Source organism: Collinsella aerofaciens, assembly GCF_015548375.1.
Classification (GTDB): domain Bacteria; phylum Actinomycetota; class Coriobacteriia; order Coriobacteriales; family Coriobacteriaceae; genus Collinsella; species Collinsella aerofaciens_AB.
This window is the reverse complement of the sequence record NZ_JADMWW010000022.1, coordinates 1-14910: the sequence shown is the minus strand read 5'-3', so window position 1 is coordinate 14910 and position 14910 is coordinate 1. Positions and strand designations below refer to the sequence as shown.

The following is a 14910-nucleotide window of genomic DNA, read 5'->3' as shown; positions in this document are numbered from 1 at the left end:
TAGGCAGTCGCGATGTCTCGTCTTAAGGCTAGCGCCTCGCATGGGCGCCGATCGGCCGAGTCACATGGCGCACCAACGCCGCTGCCAGCAATACCAACAGCATGGCGGTGACATAGCCCGCAGCATCGAATCCTAAATCGATAACGTCGAAATGCCTGCCGGGAACAAAGATCTTATGCACCTGGTCGCCAACGGAGCAGGCAGCGCAAAAGAGAAACACAGGCACGCAACGGGAACACACACTCCATGGACGCCTGGAAAAGCAGACCACGATCACCGAGGCGAACAATCCGACGAAGAAAAACTCTACGGTATGGGCGACGCGACGGACGTTTGCGCCTACCCACATGCGAATGGAAGCAAGTCGACCAGGCTGGACCGTCGAGGCAGCCGGATTGGTACTCTCAGTCATGCCGTCCCCCGCCTGAATTTCACCCGTGATGCCGGTAGCCTGAACGCTCGCAGCCTGACCCTCCACCACGCGCGCGGTGGACTCGCTCAGCAACGACGTCTGCACTGCGTTTTGCTCCGTCAGCACCCAGATGCCCGCCAGCGTTGCGGCGAACAGAGCGATCGCGGTCCACCCGATTATTTTCTTCATGTGCGCCAAAGGCCAACCTCCGTCTTTTTAAATATGAGCGAGTGCAGCCCCAAATGACATCGTCACCGTATCAAAATTTGAATCGCAACAGGAAGCGACAAAGCGACGCAAACCCCTACCCCGCCTCGCGCATCCAGCGATCGAACGTCCCCACGCACACGCCCAGGCACTTTGCTGCCTGGCTGCGGGTAATATCGCCCGCCTCATAGCTATCGCGCACCAGCTCAAACTGAGGAGGGCACGGCTTGCGAGGTCGACCGAAACGGACCCCTCGCGCCCGCGCCGCTGCAATTCCCTCCGCTTGGCGCCGATGGATATTCTCGCGCTCCACCTGCGCCACGTAGCTCAGCAGTTGCAGCACAATATCGGCAATCAGGACGTTGGTCACATCTGGCGCGCCGCTGGCCCTAGCGCGCGTGTCAAGCAATGGCATGTCCAACACCACAATGGCAACCCCGAGCTCCTTGGTAATGCGTCGCCATTCCTCAAGAATCTCGGAGTAATTACGACCAAGTCGGTCGATAGAAAGCACCACCAGCACGTCCCCGTCTCCCAGGACGTGCAGCAGCTCGCGATAACGCGGTCGATCGAAGTCCTTGCCGCTCGCATGGTCGGCATAAATATTCGCTGAGCCCACGCCATAGGCGCCCAGCGCATCCAGCTGCCGATTCAGATTCTGATCGCGCGAACTCACCCGCGTATAACCGTACACCGTCGCCATCTCATCCCCGCTTTCTTGTAAACCTGCCAAAAGGGACAGGTTTATTTTGGTAGGTTTTACCTCTCAAATAGCAGGTAAGCGGGCGGCCGAGCAGACGGCAAGGTAGCCACGATTCAAATGCGGAGGGCGGTCCCGAAAGGCCGCCCTCCGCTCCCCCACCATGAGTCGGGATTTGGCTAATGGATAAGCTTAAAGTCCAAGTGCCCACGCGTGGTATTGACGCGCGAGACCTCGATGATCACGCGCTGCCCCAGCTCGTAACGGGCGCCCGTGTCGGCACCTGTGAGCGTTAGCGCGTCCTCGTCGAACTCGAACCACTCGTTGCCCAGGCTCTTGATCGAAACCAAGCCTTCGACCTGCGTTAGATCCAAGCGCACAAAAAGGCCCATGCTGCTAACCCACGAGACGGTTCCGGCATAGCGCTCGCCCAGACGGTCCTCATAGTACTGGGCAATCTTGATCTTTTGCGTCGCATGGCTGGCGGCATCTGCCGCGCGCTCGGCATCGCTACATGCGCGGCAGATCTGCGGCAGAATGCGCGGCAGCGACTCGCGCCCCTTGCCGATCAGCCGCGGCGTACGGACCAAGGCGTCCTTGCCGCCGAGCTGCTCATAGGCCAACTGCAGTTTGAGCACGCGGTGCACCACCAGATCGGGGTAGCGACGGATGGGACTCGTAAAGTGACAGTAGCACGGCGCGGCGAGCGCAAAGTGGCCCTCGTTGCGCGGCTTGTACAGCGCGCGCTGCATGCTGCGCAGAAGCAGCGTGTTAACAAGCGGTGCGTTGGCCGTACCGGCGGCAGCATCGACTGCAGCCTGCAGCTCATCGGGACTCCCCAGGGCAATACCGGCAGCACGGCGATCGTCGATGATGCCTAGCTGCGCCAGCGCAACGGCGGCACCGTGCAGGCTATCGGGGCTCGGATCCTCATGCACGCGATAGCAGGCCTCGATATCACGGTCCGCCAGCCACTCTGCAACGCACTCGTTGGCGAGCAGCATGGCTTCCTCGATAAGCGACGTGGCACACGAACGCTCACGCGCCACAATCTGCACGGGCACTCCGTCCTCATCCAATAGAGCGCGAATCTCGGCCGTGTCAAAATCGACTGAGCCGCGGGCGCGACGAATGCGACGGCGAAGTTCGGCGAGTTCGTTAGCGGCGACAAGGAAATCGCCGAGGTCGATGTTGTAGCCGCGGGCGGTCTCCTCGCACGCAAGACCGCGCTCAAGCGCTTCCTCGCGCGAGGTCTCAGCAGCCGCAACATCCTCGGCCGCACCCTCCAGCACCGAATACTCAACCGCGCCGGCACGCACCAGCAGAGCCTCGGCGCCGTCATAGTCCATACGCACACGCGAGCGAATCACGCTGGGGTACGGGTCGTAATGCCGCACGCGACCATGCGCATCGAGCTCGATATCGACGGTAAACGCAAGACGGTCCTCGTCAGGGCGAAGCGAGCACAGGTCACAGGACAGGCGTTCGGGCAGCATGGGAAGCACGCGATCGGCCAGATACACCGATGTCGTACGATGGTGAGCCTCAAGATCGATATGCCCGTCCCAAGCCACATAGTGTGAAACGTCGGCGATATGCACACCCAGCTTGTAGCCACCCTCGGGCGTGCGCTCCAGCGAAATGGCATCGTCAAAGTCGCGCGCGTCGACCGGGTCGATCGTGATGACAAAGCGGTCGCGCAGATCGCGGCGGAGCGGGTCCTTAAGCGCCACGGACACATCGAGCGAAAGCCCCTCGGCCTCGTCTAGCGCGGTCTCGGGATAGCTATCGGTATAGCCGTAACGCGCCATCACATATTGAACGCCCAAATCGGGCGCGTCATCTCCGCCAATGCGGCGTTCGATCGTCACGGTGCCCGATTCCAGGCGCGTCGGGTAGGTCAAAATGCGCGCGACAACGGCATCACCCGGGTGGACACCCAGACGATCCGCCGAGGTATCCTCGGGCAAAATGAAGAAGTCGGCCTTCAAGCGCGAATCGAGCGGCTCGATCACACCGAGCGGACCGGCGGTCTGGTACGTACCCACCACGCTTATGGCTGCGCGCTCAACTACGCCCTCGATCACGGCGCGACGCTCGCCATGCGGGCTATTCTTAATGCTCACGGCAACGGTATCGCCGTCCATGATCTCACGCTTGCCGCGACCCATGACCTTGTAGTCGCCATTCTCGGTTATGACATAGGCACTGTGCTCATGGAGCTGCACGCGCCCGGTCAGGCTCGGACGGCGTTCGCTGCGCACCGGCCCGCGCTTATTGCGAGCTCCACGCTTATGCTTGTTATTGCGCCCCATGGCGCCTCCTAACTATCGATTGCGAACTCCAAAGAGTCTACCCAAATGATTCGCTTTCCTGCCGTCCCCTAGGGATCAAAAAACGGGCCGCCCCATAAGAGACGACCCGTTGGAAGGGATGAATTCCAGGCATGCCTACACGCGCAGGTAGCGACGCATGGCGATGGCAGAACCAAAGAGGCCGATAATCACGCCGACCAGAATCAGCGCAGCATAGGTCACCAGGTAGTACTGCATCGGCAGGGCAAACGACATCCAGCCGATGCTCTCCTGCAAACGCGGAATCATCAGATTGCGCAGCAGCTCCAGAACGCCGATGGAAAGCAGCGAGCCCAAAATGGCCTGCAGTACGCCCTCGGTGATAAACGGGCCACGAATGAAGCCGTTGCTGGCGCCGACCAGACGCATAATCGCAATCTCACGACGACGCGCCGTAATGGACAGGCGAATCGTGTTGTTGATGAAGATGAATGCGATAAAGGTCAGAAGGCCAACGAGCACCACGGCGGCGATGCGGATGTAGTTGGTCACCTGGAACAGGCGGCTCACTTCCTCCTGGCCGTACAGCACGCTCGCGTTGACGTCGCCGTCATCCGCGATCTTCTGGAAATCGGCATCCTTCTTGAGCTTCTTGGCCGTGCTCTCGACCTGAGACGGATCGTCCATCTCAATCGCAAACGAGGCGGGCAGCGGGTTCTGGCCGTCGAGCGCGCTCATGGTGGCGTCGGCGTTACCCGACATCTTGCTCGTGTACTCGGCCAGCGCGTCGTCCTTATCCTTATAGGTCACGGACTTGACGTTGCTCCACGTCTTAAGCTCGGCCTCAAAAGCCTGAACATCGGCCTGATCGGCGTCATCACTAATGAACGCGTTGATGACAACCTGATCCTCGACGGTGCCGATCACGGAGTTCAGCATCGCAGAGCCCATGATGAACAGGCCGATGATAAACAGCGAAAGGAAGATCGTGATGACGGCGCCGAGCGAGGTAGTCCAGTTACGGAAGAAGTGGCTGATTGCTTCTTTGAAGGAGTAGCCCACGTTAGTTGGTGCCATAGTTGCCGTAACCTCCCCTCTCCTGGTCGCGGATGACGTGGCCGCCCTCGAGGGCGATCACGCGACGGTGCATGCTATCGACCATCTCGCGGTCGTGCGTGGCGACGATCACGGTGGTGCCGGTGCGGTTAATACGCTCAAGCAGCTTCATGATGCCCAGCGAGATCGCCGGGTCGAGGTTGCCCGTGGGCTCGTCGCAGATCAGCAGCGGCGGACGGTTGACCATAGCACGGGCGACGGCAACGCGCTGCTGCTCGCCACCGGAAAGCTGGTCGGGCAGCGAGTCCATCTGATCGGCCAGACCGACCAGACGCAGCACCTCGGGCACCTGGCTGCGAATGACGCCCTTGGGCTTGCCGATGCACTGCAGGGCAAACGCCACGTTTTCGTAGGCGGTCTTTTGCGGCAGAAGCTTAAAGTCCTGGAACACGGCGCCAATCTGGCGGCGCAGGAACGGAACCTTACGGTTCTTGATCTTCATGAGGTCCTGACCGGCAACCAGGATGCGGCCGCTCGTCGGCTTGACGTCGCGGTTGAGCGTCGACAGCAGCGTGGTCTTACCCGAGCCGGAGTGACCGACCAGGAAGACGAACTCGCCCGGATAGATCTCGATGTTGATGTCGTCGAGTGCAGGCTTGTTAGGCTGTGCCGGATAGATCTTGGTGACATGCTCCATAAGGATGACGGGCTCGACACCGGCCTGCTTGGCCATCTTCTTGCGGCTGGCCTGCGGATCGATGGGCGCAAACACCGACGTAAAATCGGGGTTGTTGAGCGCGTTATCGAGGCTTGCGACCTCGGCTGCCTGATCGCTCTCGACCACCGGGGCAGCAGGCTGCGTGGGGTCGGGAATAGCGGCAAAGAGACCGGACTGCGCAGGCTGAGGAGCCGGCGTCGCAGGGGCCAAGGGGTCGGGAATGCCGGCCATGGTAGGCTGCGGCGTGGCGGCACCAGCCTGAGGCTGCTCCACGCGAGCGGTCACGGCCTGAACGGGCTCAAAACCCGCCGTGCCGGAAAGCGCGACATCGCTGGTTGGATTGTAGGCAAAGGGATCGGATGCCGGCTGTGCCTGATCTGCCGGCTGAGCGGGGGCCTGAGCAACAGGCTGGCCCTCTGAATCCGGAGTGGCGAAACGACTGCCCTGGACGCCTGCCTGCGTCTTGGGGGCATCATCGCCCGCACCGGAGGTACGGAAGTGGTTACCCACTGGTGCTCCTTATCGTCGTGCGTTTAAACTACATGAGCGCTTTATATTTTAGCAGCATTAGCTTTGCTGCACATAAGAAGCATGGCGTGCTTAGGGATCCCGTCGGCCGTGCACAGGGTTACTCTCCAAATCGTCCTCGGACATGTCGGAGCCCCCGCTGCGCACTACGTGCGGCGGGGGCTCCTCCGTCCTGCGGAAAGATTTGGAGAGTAACCCTGTGTCCGGCCTGCGATAACTAAGGGGTCGCTGCGTTTTACTTGGGTGCAGCAGCGCCGTGCTTGGGGTCTGAATTGCACTTTGCTGGTCTGGGCCCGTTTCCCGGAGAAAGCCCTTACTTGGTGCGGGCCTAATTTGTTTGTTGCCGACAAAAAACAGGGGCGTCCTCTTTGGGGACGCCCCTGTTATGGATTGCATACGGTTGCTGAAGCGATGCTTTGCCTCGCCTTGCCTTATGCCAAGAACTCCTTGGTGGTCGCCACGATGTTGGCGGCGTCCAGGCCGTACTTGTGCAGGAGCTCGGCGCCCGGGCCAGACTCACCGAAGGTGTCGTTGACGCCGATCTTCTTGAGCGGCGTCGGGCACTGCTCGCACAGGACGTCGGCGACGGCGCTGCCCAGGCCACCGATCACGGAGTGCTCCTCGACGGTCACGACGTGGCCGGTCTTGGTGGCGCTCTTAACGATCAGGTCGGCGTCGATGGGCTTGATGGTGTGCATGTTGATGACCTCGGCATCGATGCCCTCGGCAGCAAGCTGCTCAGCGGCCTCGAGCGCCTCGCCGACCATCAGGCCGCAGGCGATGATGGTGACGTCGGTGCCCTCGCGCATGACTATGCCCTTGCCCACCTCGAACTTGTAAGTCTCGGGGTCGTTGATAACCGGCGAGGCCAGACGGGCGAAGCGCATGTACACGGGGCCGTCGCACTCGTAGGCGGCGCGCGTCACGGCACGGGCCTCGATGTCGTCGGCGGGAACGATCACGGTCATGCCGGGGATGACACGCATCAGGGCGATATCCTCGCAGCACTGGTGCGTGGCGCCATCCTCGCCCACCGAGATACCGGCGTGCGTGGCACCGATCTTAACGTTAAGGTGCGGATAACCGATGGAGTTGCGGACCTGCTCAAAGGCGCGGCCGGCGGCAAACATGGCAAAGCTGCTCGCGAAGGCGACGCGGCCGGTGGTTGCGATACCGGCGGCAACACCCATCAGGTTGCTCTCGGCGATGCCCACATCGAAGAAGCGGTCGGGGCAGGCTGCCTTGAACTTGCCGGTCTGCGTGGCGGCGGCAAGGTCGGCGTCGAGGACCACAAAGTCATCGTGCTCGTTGGCGAGCTCGACGAGGGCCTCGCCGTAGCTTACGCGCGTGGCGATTTTCTTGACGTCTGCCATCCTAGAGCTCCTCTCCGGCGGCCGTGAGCTCTGCCATGGCCTGCTCAAACTGTTCATCGTTGGGGGCCTTACCGTGCCAACCCACCTGGTTCTCCATAAAGGAGACGCCCTTGCCCTTTGTGGTCTCGGCGATAATGGCGGTCGGCTGGCCCTTAGTAGCGCGAGCCTCGGCAAAGGCGGCGCGGATCTGATCGAAATCGTTGCCGTCGGCGAGCTCCACCACGTGGAACTTAAAGGCGCGGAACTTGTCTGCCAGCGGCATGGGATCGTTGACCTCCTCGACGGGGCCATCGATCTGCAGGCCGTTGTGGTCAACGATCACGCAGAGGTTGTCGAGCTGCTGGTTGCCGGCAAACATGGCGGCCTCCCAGACCTGGCCCTCCTCGCTCTCGCCATCGCCCAACAGGGCGTAGGTGCGGTAAGTATCGCCCCAGTGCTTGGCGGCAACCGCCATGCCCACGGCGGCGGAGATGCCCTGGCCGAGCGAGCCGGTGGACATGTCGACGCCCGGGGTGTCGTTCATGTTGGGATGACCCTGCAGGTGGCTGCCGATATGGCGCAGCGTCTCGAGGTCCTCCTTGGGGAAGAACCCGCGCTCGGCGAGCACGGCGTACAGGCCCGGAGCGCAATGGCCCTTGGAGAGCACAAAACGGTCGCGATCGGCCTTGCGGGGATCGGCCGGGTCGACGTTCATTTCCTCAAAGTACAGATAGGTCATGATGTCGGCAGCGCCGAGCGAACCGCCCGGATGGCCGGACTTGGCAGCGTGCACGCCGGTGACGATGCCCTTCCTTACCTCGTTGGCAACCTTTTTGAGCTCTTCGTCGCTCATTGTGCCTTCCTTTCATCCTCATTAGACAAAATGCGCACGGCACCGAAGGTAATCCCAACACAGCCGCAATGCACGTACGTCATTCATTATGCTGGAAACTGATGGCTTTACCAGAGTTTTTATCAGTATTTGAACAATTGAGCAGGCAGACGCCCTGATGAAACGGTTTATCAATGTGAACGTCTTTTGGATGCGGTCCCGCTCAATCCTACGCGCTGATGTCCTTAAAGCCCTCGCCGAAGGTTTCCGTGACATCGGCAACGGTCACGATGGCGTGCGGATCGCGTTCGCGCACGATGGTCTTAAGGGTGTTGAGCTCACGACGGCTCACAATCACCATGATCACCGGCTTCTCGGCGCCCGAATACATGCCGGTCGCCCTAAATTTGGTGCAGCCGCGGCCCAGGCCGTACATGATGTCGGCCGCAATATCGGGGAAATTGTCCGAGATGATGAGCACCATACGGCGCTTGTTGCCGCCATCGACCACGGCATCGATCACATAACCGCTAATGACCATCGAAAGGCCGGCGTACAACGCGTTTTCGATCGAGAACACCGGGGCCGACAAGGCGCACACGGCAACATCGATCGCCATGACGGTTGAGCCCACCGGCAGTGACGTATTGCGCGAGATAATCTGGCCGATGGTGTCAGAACCACCGGTATTGGCGCCGGCACGCAGCACCATGCCGTAGCCAATGCCCGTAACGATACCGCCCCACATGGCCGGCAGCATCAGGTCGGCATGGGCTAGCGGTGCCACAAACGGGGCAAACAGGTCGGTGAAAAAGCCCAGCAGCACAAAGCCCGTCGCCGTCTGCACCACATAGAACATACCGCCCGCGCGCATAACCACCAGCAGCAGCAAGGCGTTCATCACGATAGTCTGGATGCCGACGGGAAGCGACACGCCGTGCGAGGCGCCGACCGCCTGGATAATGGTGGCAAGACCTGTAACGCCGCCGGCAGCGAGGCCATTAGGGATCAAAAACAGGTCGGTCGCGACGGCTGCCAGGGCGCACCCCAACATAATCTGGGGCAGGTCGTGAAAGAAGTTCATCGATAGAATGCGCTTGATGTCCAGACGATATGCCATGCTGCCTCCCTCAAAAAAGCGCACCCCATCGGATGCGCTTTGAACTTCTTCTTGTATTCGATTCTACCGATTCGCCGGACAAAAACCACCCCTGCGCAGGGTTTGCTTTGGATACAAAACCACCCTGCTCGGAAGGCCTTGATCCATTCCCACATAAACCGAGCGGTTTAGGCAGACGGGGTCTCCGCGTCAGCGTTGCCGGTAGCCCAACGGTGATAGCCAATCACAAACGGATCCAGGTCGCCGTCGTCAAGAACGGCCTCGACGTTGCTGGTCTCCACGCCCGTGCGCAGGTCCTTAACCATCTGGTACGGGTAGAGCACGTAGCTGCGGATCTGGTTGCCAAAACCAATTGTGGTCTTGGGTCCGCGAATCTCATCCAGGGCCTCGGCGCGCTTTTCGAGCTCAATCTCGTACAGACGCGCCTTGAGAATCTGCATGCACGCGGCCTTGTTTTGAATCTGGCTGCGCTCGTTTTGACACGTGACCACGATACCGCTGGGGAAATGCGTTACGCGCACGGCGGAGTCGGTGGTGTTGACACCCTGGCCGCCCGGGCCGCTTGCATGGTACACGTCGACGCGAATGTCATCGGGGCTAATCTCGATATCGATATCGTCGGGCAGCACCGGAATGACCTCGACGCCGGCAAACGTAGTCTGGCGGCGCTTCTTGTCGTCGGTGGGGCTAATGCGCACCAGGCGGTGAACACCGGCCTCGGCACGAAGCATGCCAAAGGCATCCTTGCCTTCGACGGTAAAGGTCGCGCGATCGATGCCGATGACCTCGGCCGCGGGGCAATCGTTGATGGTGACCTTCCAACCGCGGCGCTGGCAGTACTTCATGTACATCTTAAAGAGCATGAAGGTCCAATCCTGGGCCTCCAAGCCACCCTGCCCGGGCTTGATGGTCACAATTGCGTCGCCGTGATCGAACTCGCCGGTAAACCAGCTCGCAAGCTCAAGCTCGTCGATGGCGCGGGAAAGCCGCTCCGCCGTGGCGGCAGCCTCCTCACGCAGCGCGGCAGCATCGGGGTCATCGCCCATTTCCTCGGCAAGCTCCAGCGCGGCGCGAGCATCGGAAAGCTCACCGCGCGCCGTATCCACGGCGGCGATGTCCTCCTTGGCGCGTGCAATCTCCTCCATCGTGGCGCGAGCGGCATCGGCATCGTCCCAAAAGCCCGGGGCGACGCTTTTGGCCTCGAGCTCCGCCACGCGGGCGCGCTTCTCGTCCAAATGGAGATACGACTCGACCTCGCCGAGTCGGTCCGCAAACGCGTCCAACTCGGCGGGAGTTACCTCTAGAGTCTCGGCCATTAACGATTCCTGCCGTGGCAGTACTTAAACTTCTTACCGCTACCGCAAGGGCACAGGTCGTTGCGGCCCACGTTGACATAGGGGTCATCGCTCTCGGACTTGCGATAGGTCGTCACCTTGCCACCGTTGTTAACGGCAGCCGGACCACCCTGGACGGCGGTGCGGGCCTGCACCTGAGCCTGCTTGCGCAGTACCGAATCGCTGTTGTCGCCATCGACCTCGGCGGGACCAGAGAAGCGCGCACCCTTAAGGGCGGGGTCCTCCTTGTGCTCCACAGCCTGCGGGGCAGCTTTGAGCTCAATGCGCAGAACAGTGCGCAGGTAATCCTCGTACATGGTATCGACGAGTATCTGGAACGCACCGTAGGCCTCGGTCTTGTACTCAACCAGCGGGTCGCGCTGGCCAAAGCCGCGCAGGCCGATACCGGTCTTGAGGTAGTCCATTTCCTGCAGGTAGTTCATCCAACGCGTATCGATGACGCGCAGCATGACCTGGGTATTGAGCTCGCGCATCAGGTCCTCGCCCAGACGCTCGGCCTTCATGTTGTAGCACTTCTCAACATAAGCCAAGACATCGGCGGCCAGGGCCTCAAAGTCCTCGTCGGGGAACTGAGGGGTATCGATATGCCCGGTCAGCTCGACGACCCATTTGCGCAGACCCTCAAGATCGCGCTCGCCCTCGTGGCTGTCCTTGGTGCAGAACTCCTGAACACAGCGGTACACGGTATCGTGCATGACCTCGGTGATGTGGTCGGTCAGGTCCTTGCCGTCCAGAATCTTGTTGCGCTCGGCGTAGATGACCTGGCGCTGCTTGTTCATGACGTCGTCGTACTCAAGAACGCTCTTACGCATGGAGAAGTTGATGCTCTCGACCTTGTGCTGGGCATTCTCGACGGCCTTGGAAATGATCTTGTGCTGGATGGGCATGTCGTCGCCCATGTCGGCCGTGACCATCATCTTGGAGACGCGGTCCATCCTGTCGCCGCCGAACAGGCGCATGAGGTCATCCTCGAGTGACAGGTAGAACTGGGTCTCGCCCGGATCGCCCTGACGACCGGAACGGCCACGCAGCTGGTTGTCGATACGGCGGGACTCATGGCGCTCGGTGCCGATAACGGTCAGGCCGCCGGCGGCAAGCACGCGCTCGCGCTCGGCCTTGCAGGTCTCCTTGGCCTCGGCGTTAAACTGCTCGAGCTGCTCGGGCGTCACGTCCTCCATGGTCAGGCCCTCGTGCTCCAGGCGCTCGCGCACCAGCTCGTCGGGGTTGCCGCCCAGCAAGATGTCGGTACCACGGCCGGCCATGTTGGTAGCGATGGTCACGGCGCCATAGCGACCAGCCTGGGCCACGATATGGGCCTCGCGCTCGTGGTGCTTGGCGTTGAGGACCTCGTGCGCGATACCGCGCTTAGTGAGGGCGGCGGACAGTTTCTCGGAGCTCTCGATGGAGACGGTGCCCACCAGGACCGGCTGGCCCTTGGCGTGACGACGCTCAACGTCGTCGGCAACGGCGTTGTACTTGGCCTGGATGGTGCGGTAGACCAGGTCCTCGTGGTCAACACGCTGCACGGGCTTGTTGGGGGGAATGACCTCGACGGGCAGCTTGTAGATCTCGCGGAACTCGGCGTCCTCGGTGAGCGCCGTACCAGTCATGCCGGAGAGCTTATCATACAGGCGGAAGTAGTTCTGCAGGGTGATGGTGGCAAGGGTCTGGTTCTCCTCGCGCACGAGCACGCCCTCTTTGGCCTCGATGGCCTGGTGCAGGCCCTCGGAATAGCGGCGACCCTCCATGATACGACCGGTGAACTCGTCGACGATCTTGACCTCGCCGTTGGTGACCACGTACTGCTTGTCGCGGTGGAACATGTACTGCGCCTTCAGCGCCTGCTGCAGGTGGTTGACCAGCTGGCCGGAGAGATCGGCATAGATGTCATCGATACCCAGGCGGCGCTCAATCTTCTTAAGACCGCGCTCGGTGGCGGCGATGGTGTGCTTGGCCTCGTCCATGACGAAGTCGCCCGTGGGCTCCACGTCCTCGGTGGCGGTGAGCATGTCGTGCGAGACGTCCTCACCGCGCTCAAGGCCGCGCACGGCGCGCGCGAAGTCCTTGTAAGTGCTGGCGGACTTGGTGCCGGCGCCCGAGATGATGAGCGGCGTTCTGGCCTCGTCGATCAGGATGGAGTCGACCTCGTCGACGATGGCGTAGCTGTGGCCGCGCTGAACACGCTGCTCGGGGCGGGTAACCATGTTGTCGCGCAGATAATCGAAACCGAACTCGGAGTTGGTGCCGTACGTGACGTCGGCCTGGTAGGCTGGGCGCTTCAGCTCGAGCGGCATGTTGTTCTGCAGCAGACCGACGGTCATGCCCAGATACTTGTAGATGCGACCCATCCACTCGGAGTCGCGCTTGGCCAGGTAGTCGTTGACGGTGACGACGTGCACGCCCTTGCCGGCGATAGCGTTGAGATAGCCGGCCAGCGTGGAGACGAGGGTCTTGCCTTCGCCGGTCTTCATCTCGGCAATGTGGCCCTCGTGCAGCGCCATGGCGCCGATGAGCTGTACGTCAAAGTGGCGCATGCCCGTGATGCGCTTGGAAGCCTCGCGCACGGTGGCAAAAGCCTCGGGGAGCATGTCGTCGAGCGACTCGCCGTTGGCGTAACGCTCGCGGAACTTATCGGTCTGGGCGCGGAGTTCCTCCTCGGTCATCTTCTCAAACTGGGGCTCAAGACCGTTGATCTGGTCGACGATCTTGTAGTAGCGCTTAAGGTCCTTATCGGATCCAAAGGACAGCAGCTTTGACATGAATCCCATGTGGTTTTCCTTTTTGGCCATCGCCCACGCCGTGCAGCTGCGGGCGAGTTAAACACAGATGATTGTACTTTAGCCAAACAAGGCGCGGCCTATACGGTCGACCTCGACCGCCACGTAATAACTACGACCAACCTGCCAAAAAGGGACTGGTTTAATTTGTCAGCTTTTATCTGGGAAAACGCTGTCTCTCTGCCATTTGGCGCAAACCAATCCGTCCCCTTCGTACCAATCTGGTGCCATGGAGACAGGTTCGTTTGCACCAATAAAGGAAAAGGGCCGCGCACCCAAACGGATGCACGGCCCTTATGCCATGAATGCGAGCGATTCCGCGGCGAGCTATTTACTCAGCAGCCTCGGTGGTCTCAGCCTCGGCAGCGGCCTCCTCGACGGGAGCCTCTGCGGGAGCCTCGGCGGCCTGCTTGGCAGCCTCCTCGGCGAACTTAGCGGCACGCTTAGCCTTCTCGGCAGCCTTAGCCTCAGCGGCGGCCTTGCGAGCGGCCTCGGCCTCAGCGGCCTTGGCGGCCTTGGCAGCCTTGGCCTCCTCAGCCTTCTTGAGCTGGGCGGCAGCGGCGCCACCGAACTTGTCGGCGAAGCGCTGGACGCGTCCACCGGTGTCGACGAACTTCTGCTGGCCGGTGTAGAACGGGTGGCACTCGTTGCAAAGCTCAACCTTCATCTCGGACACGGTAGCGTGCGTCTTGAAGGTATTGCCGCAGGAGCACGTCACCGTGCACTCGACATACTGGGGATGGATACCCTGCTTCATGGTAGGACTCCTTATTGGTCAGGCGCTGGTTACCGATCAGCGCATAAGGCGTCTTGGTTTCCGACCAAGACAACAAACTCGGCTATGGTACCACGGCGCCGCGTGTCCCACAAAAGGTTCACGGTCTTTTCGGAACGACACGAATCTGACCCATCGAAACACATCTCCACCGTTCCTTCAACTGGGAAAATGCCGTCCCCGGGGCCTGAGAAGGGCCCCGGGGACGTTCGACTGACTGCGGGAACGGCCTTTCCGCTCAATGTGTTCGGCTGAGATCGGAAATCAACCAAACTGAACTAGGTTCAGTTGACATGGTTAAAAACGGGGGCGACGCTTTTGCGTCACCCCTCGTCCCGGCCGGTTGCTTTAGTTGTACACACGGTAGTTACACTTGAACTGGGTTATGTGTCCATAGTTGGAGCGGTACCAACCCGACGTATAGCTGATTGCCTCTGCGCCTAGATAGTCGTAGCCCTTGTTGTAGCGAAGCTGACGGTAGGTCGTGTCGTACTCTGCTACGTAAAACGTGTCTCCAGAGAAGGCTTTGTACCGGTCCTTAACCGTCGAAGCCATGTACGCGGGTTCGACATCGCCTTTCTCCCCGTTGAGCGCATAGACGGGTGCCGCGATTCCGCATAAAGCCGTTGCCACGAGGATGGCGTAGACAGCCATGCGCGACGCATTGGACTTCAGCTGTTCAAATAGTTTCATGTCATTCACCTCCTTCGTATGTATCGAGGTATTCCTGCTTGAGCGTCTGCGAGGACGACTTGATCTTTTCCACGAGCGTGCCGGCCTCGAT

12 protein-coding genes are annotated in these 14910 nt (G+C 60.9%); all 12 read right to left on the bottom strand.

Going from position 1 to position 14910, the window contains the following annotated elements:
- Positions 1-28: 28 nt before the first annotated feature.
- The 12 genes from I1969_RS09000 to I1969_RS08945 all read right to left on the bottom strand — a co-directional run bounded on the left by I1969_RS09000 (position 29) and on the right by I1969_RS08945 (position 14819).
- Positions 29-601: a VanZ family protein gene (locus I1969_RS09000; RefSeq protein ID WP_229028370.1), complete on the bottom strand. Its 573-nt coding sequence runs from the start codon at positions 599-601 to the stop codon at positions 29-31.
- 115 nt (positions 602-716) lie between these two features.
- Positions 717-1322 carry a recombinase family protein gene (locus I1969_RS08995; protein WP_195234686.1) on the bottom strand — a complete coding sequence of 202 codons (606 nt, stop codon included), beginning with the start codon at positions 1320-1322 and terminating at the stop codon, positions 717-719.
- A 176-nt stretch (positions 1323-1498) separates the two neighbouring features.
- Positions 1499-3634 carry a ribonuclease R family protein gene (locus I1969_RS08990; protein WP_195234685.1) on the bottom strand — a complete coding sequence of 712 codons (2136 nt, stop codon included), beginning with the start codon at positions 3632-3634 and terminating at the stop codon, positions 1499-1501.
- Between the two features lie 135 nt (positions 3635-3769).
- Positions 3770-4690 (bottom strand): permease-like cell division protein FtsX, encoded by a 921-nt coding sequence (gene ftsX / locus I1969_RS08985; protein ID WP_055310349.1) that lies wholly within the window; start codon positions 4688-4690, stop codon positions 3770-3772.
- Complete coding sequence (gene ftsE, locus I1969_RS08980) at positions 4677-5897, bottom strand: cell division ATP-binding protein FtsE (RefSeq protein WP_022094244.1); 1221 nt, start codon at positions 5895-5897, stop codon at positions 4677-4679. Before ftsE ends, ftsX begins: the two co-directional genes overlap by 14 nt.
- 449 nt (positions 5898-6346) lie before the next feature.
- Positions 6347-7288, bottom strand: coding sequence for a transketolase family protein (locus I1969_RS08975; RefSeq protein ID WP_195234684.1), 942 nt, complete (start codon positions 7286-7288; stop codon positions 6347-6349).
- Between the two features lies 1 nt (position 7289).
- Positions 7290-8120: a transketolase gene (locus tag I1969_RS08970; protein ID WP_118079460.1), complete on the bottom strand. Its 831-nt coding sequence runs from the start codon at positions 8118-8120 to the stop codon at positions 7290-7292.
- Positions 8121-8328: 208 nt separating this feature from the next.
- Positions 8329-9219 carry a YitT family protein gene (locus tag I1969_RS08965; RefSeq protein WP_195234683.1) on the bottom strand — a complete coding sequence of 297 codons (891 nt, stop codon included), beginning with the start codon at positions 9217-9219 and terminating at the stop codon, positions 8329-8331.
- A 167-nt stretch (positions 9220-9386) separates the two neighbouring features.
- A complete protein-coding gene (prfB, locus tag I1969_RS08960; protein WP_195234682.1) occupies positions 9387-10535 on the bottom strand; it encodes a peptide chain release factor 2 in 1149 nt (382 codons plus the stop codon).
- Positions 10535-13342 carry a preprotein translocase subunit SecA gene (secA, locus tag I1969_RS08955; protein WP_195234681.1) on the bottom strand — a complete coding sequence of 936 codons (2808 nt, stop codon included), beginning with the start codon at positions 13340-13342 and terminating at the stop codon, positions 10535-10537. The genes prfB and secA overlap by 1 nt, the downstream gene beginning before the upstream one ends.
- Before the next feature lie 340 nt (positions 13343-13682).
- Positions 13683-14108: a 50S ribosomal protein L31 gene (rpmE, locus tag I1969_RS08950; RefSeq protein ID WP_006235303.1), complete on the bottom strand. Its 426-nt coding sequence runs from the start codon at positions 14106-14108 to the stop codon at positions 13683-13685.
- A gap of 366 nt (positions 14109-14474) precedes the next feature.
- Complete coding sequence (locus I1969_RS08945; RefSeq protein WP_006235302.1) at positions 14475-14819, bottom strand: hypothetical protein; 345 nt, start codon at positions 14817-14819, stop codon at positions 14475-14477.
- Positions 14820-14910: the final 91 nt, after the last annotated feature.

Excerpts from the sequence above, each read along its gene's own strand:
- I1969_RS09000 (WP_229028370.1), bottom strand. The coding sequence starts at position 601 with ATGAAGAAAATAATCGGGTGGACCGCGATCGCTCTGTTCGCCGCAACG.
- I1969_RS08995 (WP_195234686.1), bottom strand. The coding sequence starts at position 1,322 with ATGGCGACGGTGTACGGTTATACGCGGGTGAGTTCGCGCGATCAGAAT.
- I1969_RS08990 (WP_195234685.1), bottom strand. The coding sequence starts at position 3,634 with ATGGGGCGCAATAACAAGCATAAGCGTGGAGCTCGCAATAAGCGCGGG.
- ftsX (WP_055310349.1), bottom strand. The coding sequence starts at position 4,690 with ATGGCACCAACTAACGTGGGCTACTCCTTCAAAGAAGCAATCAGCCAC.
- I1969_RS08975 (WP_195234684.1), bottom strand. The coding sequence starts at position 7,288 with ATGGCAGACGTCAAGAAAATCGCCACGCGCGTAAGCTACGGCGAGGCC.
- I1969_RS08970 (WP_118079460.1), bottom strand. The coding sequence starts at position 8,120 with ATGAGCGACGAAGAGCTCAAAAAGGTTGCCAACGAGGTAAGGAAGGGC.
- I1969_RS08965 (WP_195234683.1), bottom strand. The coding sequence starts at position 9,219 with ATGGCATATCGTCTGGACATCAAGCGCATTCTATCGATGAACTTCTTT.
- prfB (WP_195234682.1), bottom strand. The coding sequence starts at position 10,535 with ATGGCCGAGACTCTAGAGGTAACTCCCGCCGAGTTGGACGCGTTTGCG.
- secA (WP_195234681.1), bottom strand. The coding sequence starts at position 13,342 with ATGGGATTCATGTCAAAGCTGCTGTCCTTTGGATCCGATAAGGACCTT.
- rpmE (WP_006235303.1), bottom strand. The coding sequence starts at position 14,108 with ATGAAGCAGGGTATCCATCCCCAGTATGTCGAGTGCACGGTGACGTGC.
- I1969_RS08945 (WP_006235302.1), bottom strand. The coding sequence starts at position 14,819 with ATGAAACTATTTGAACAGCTGAAGTCCAATGCGTCGCGCATGGCTGTC.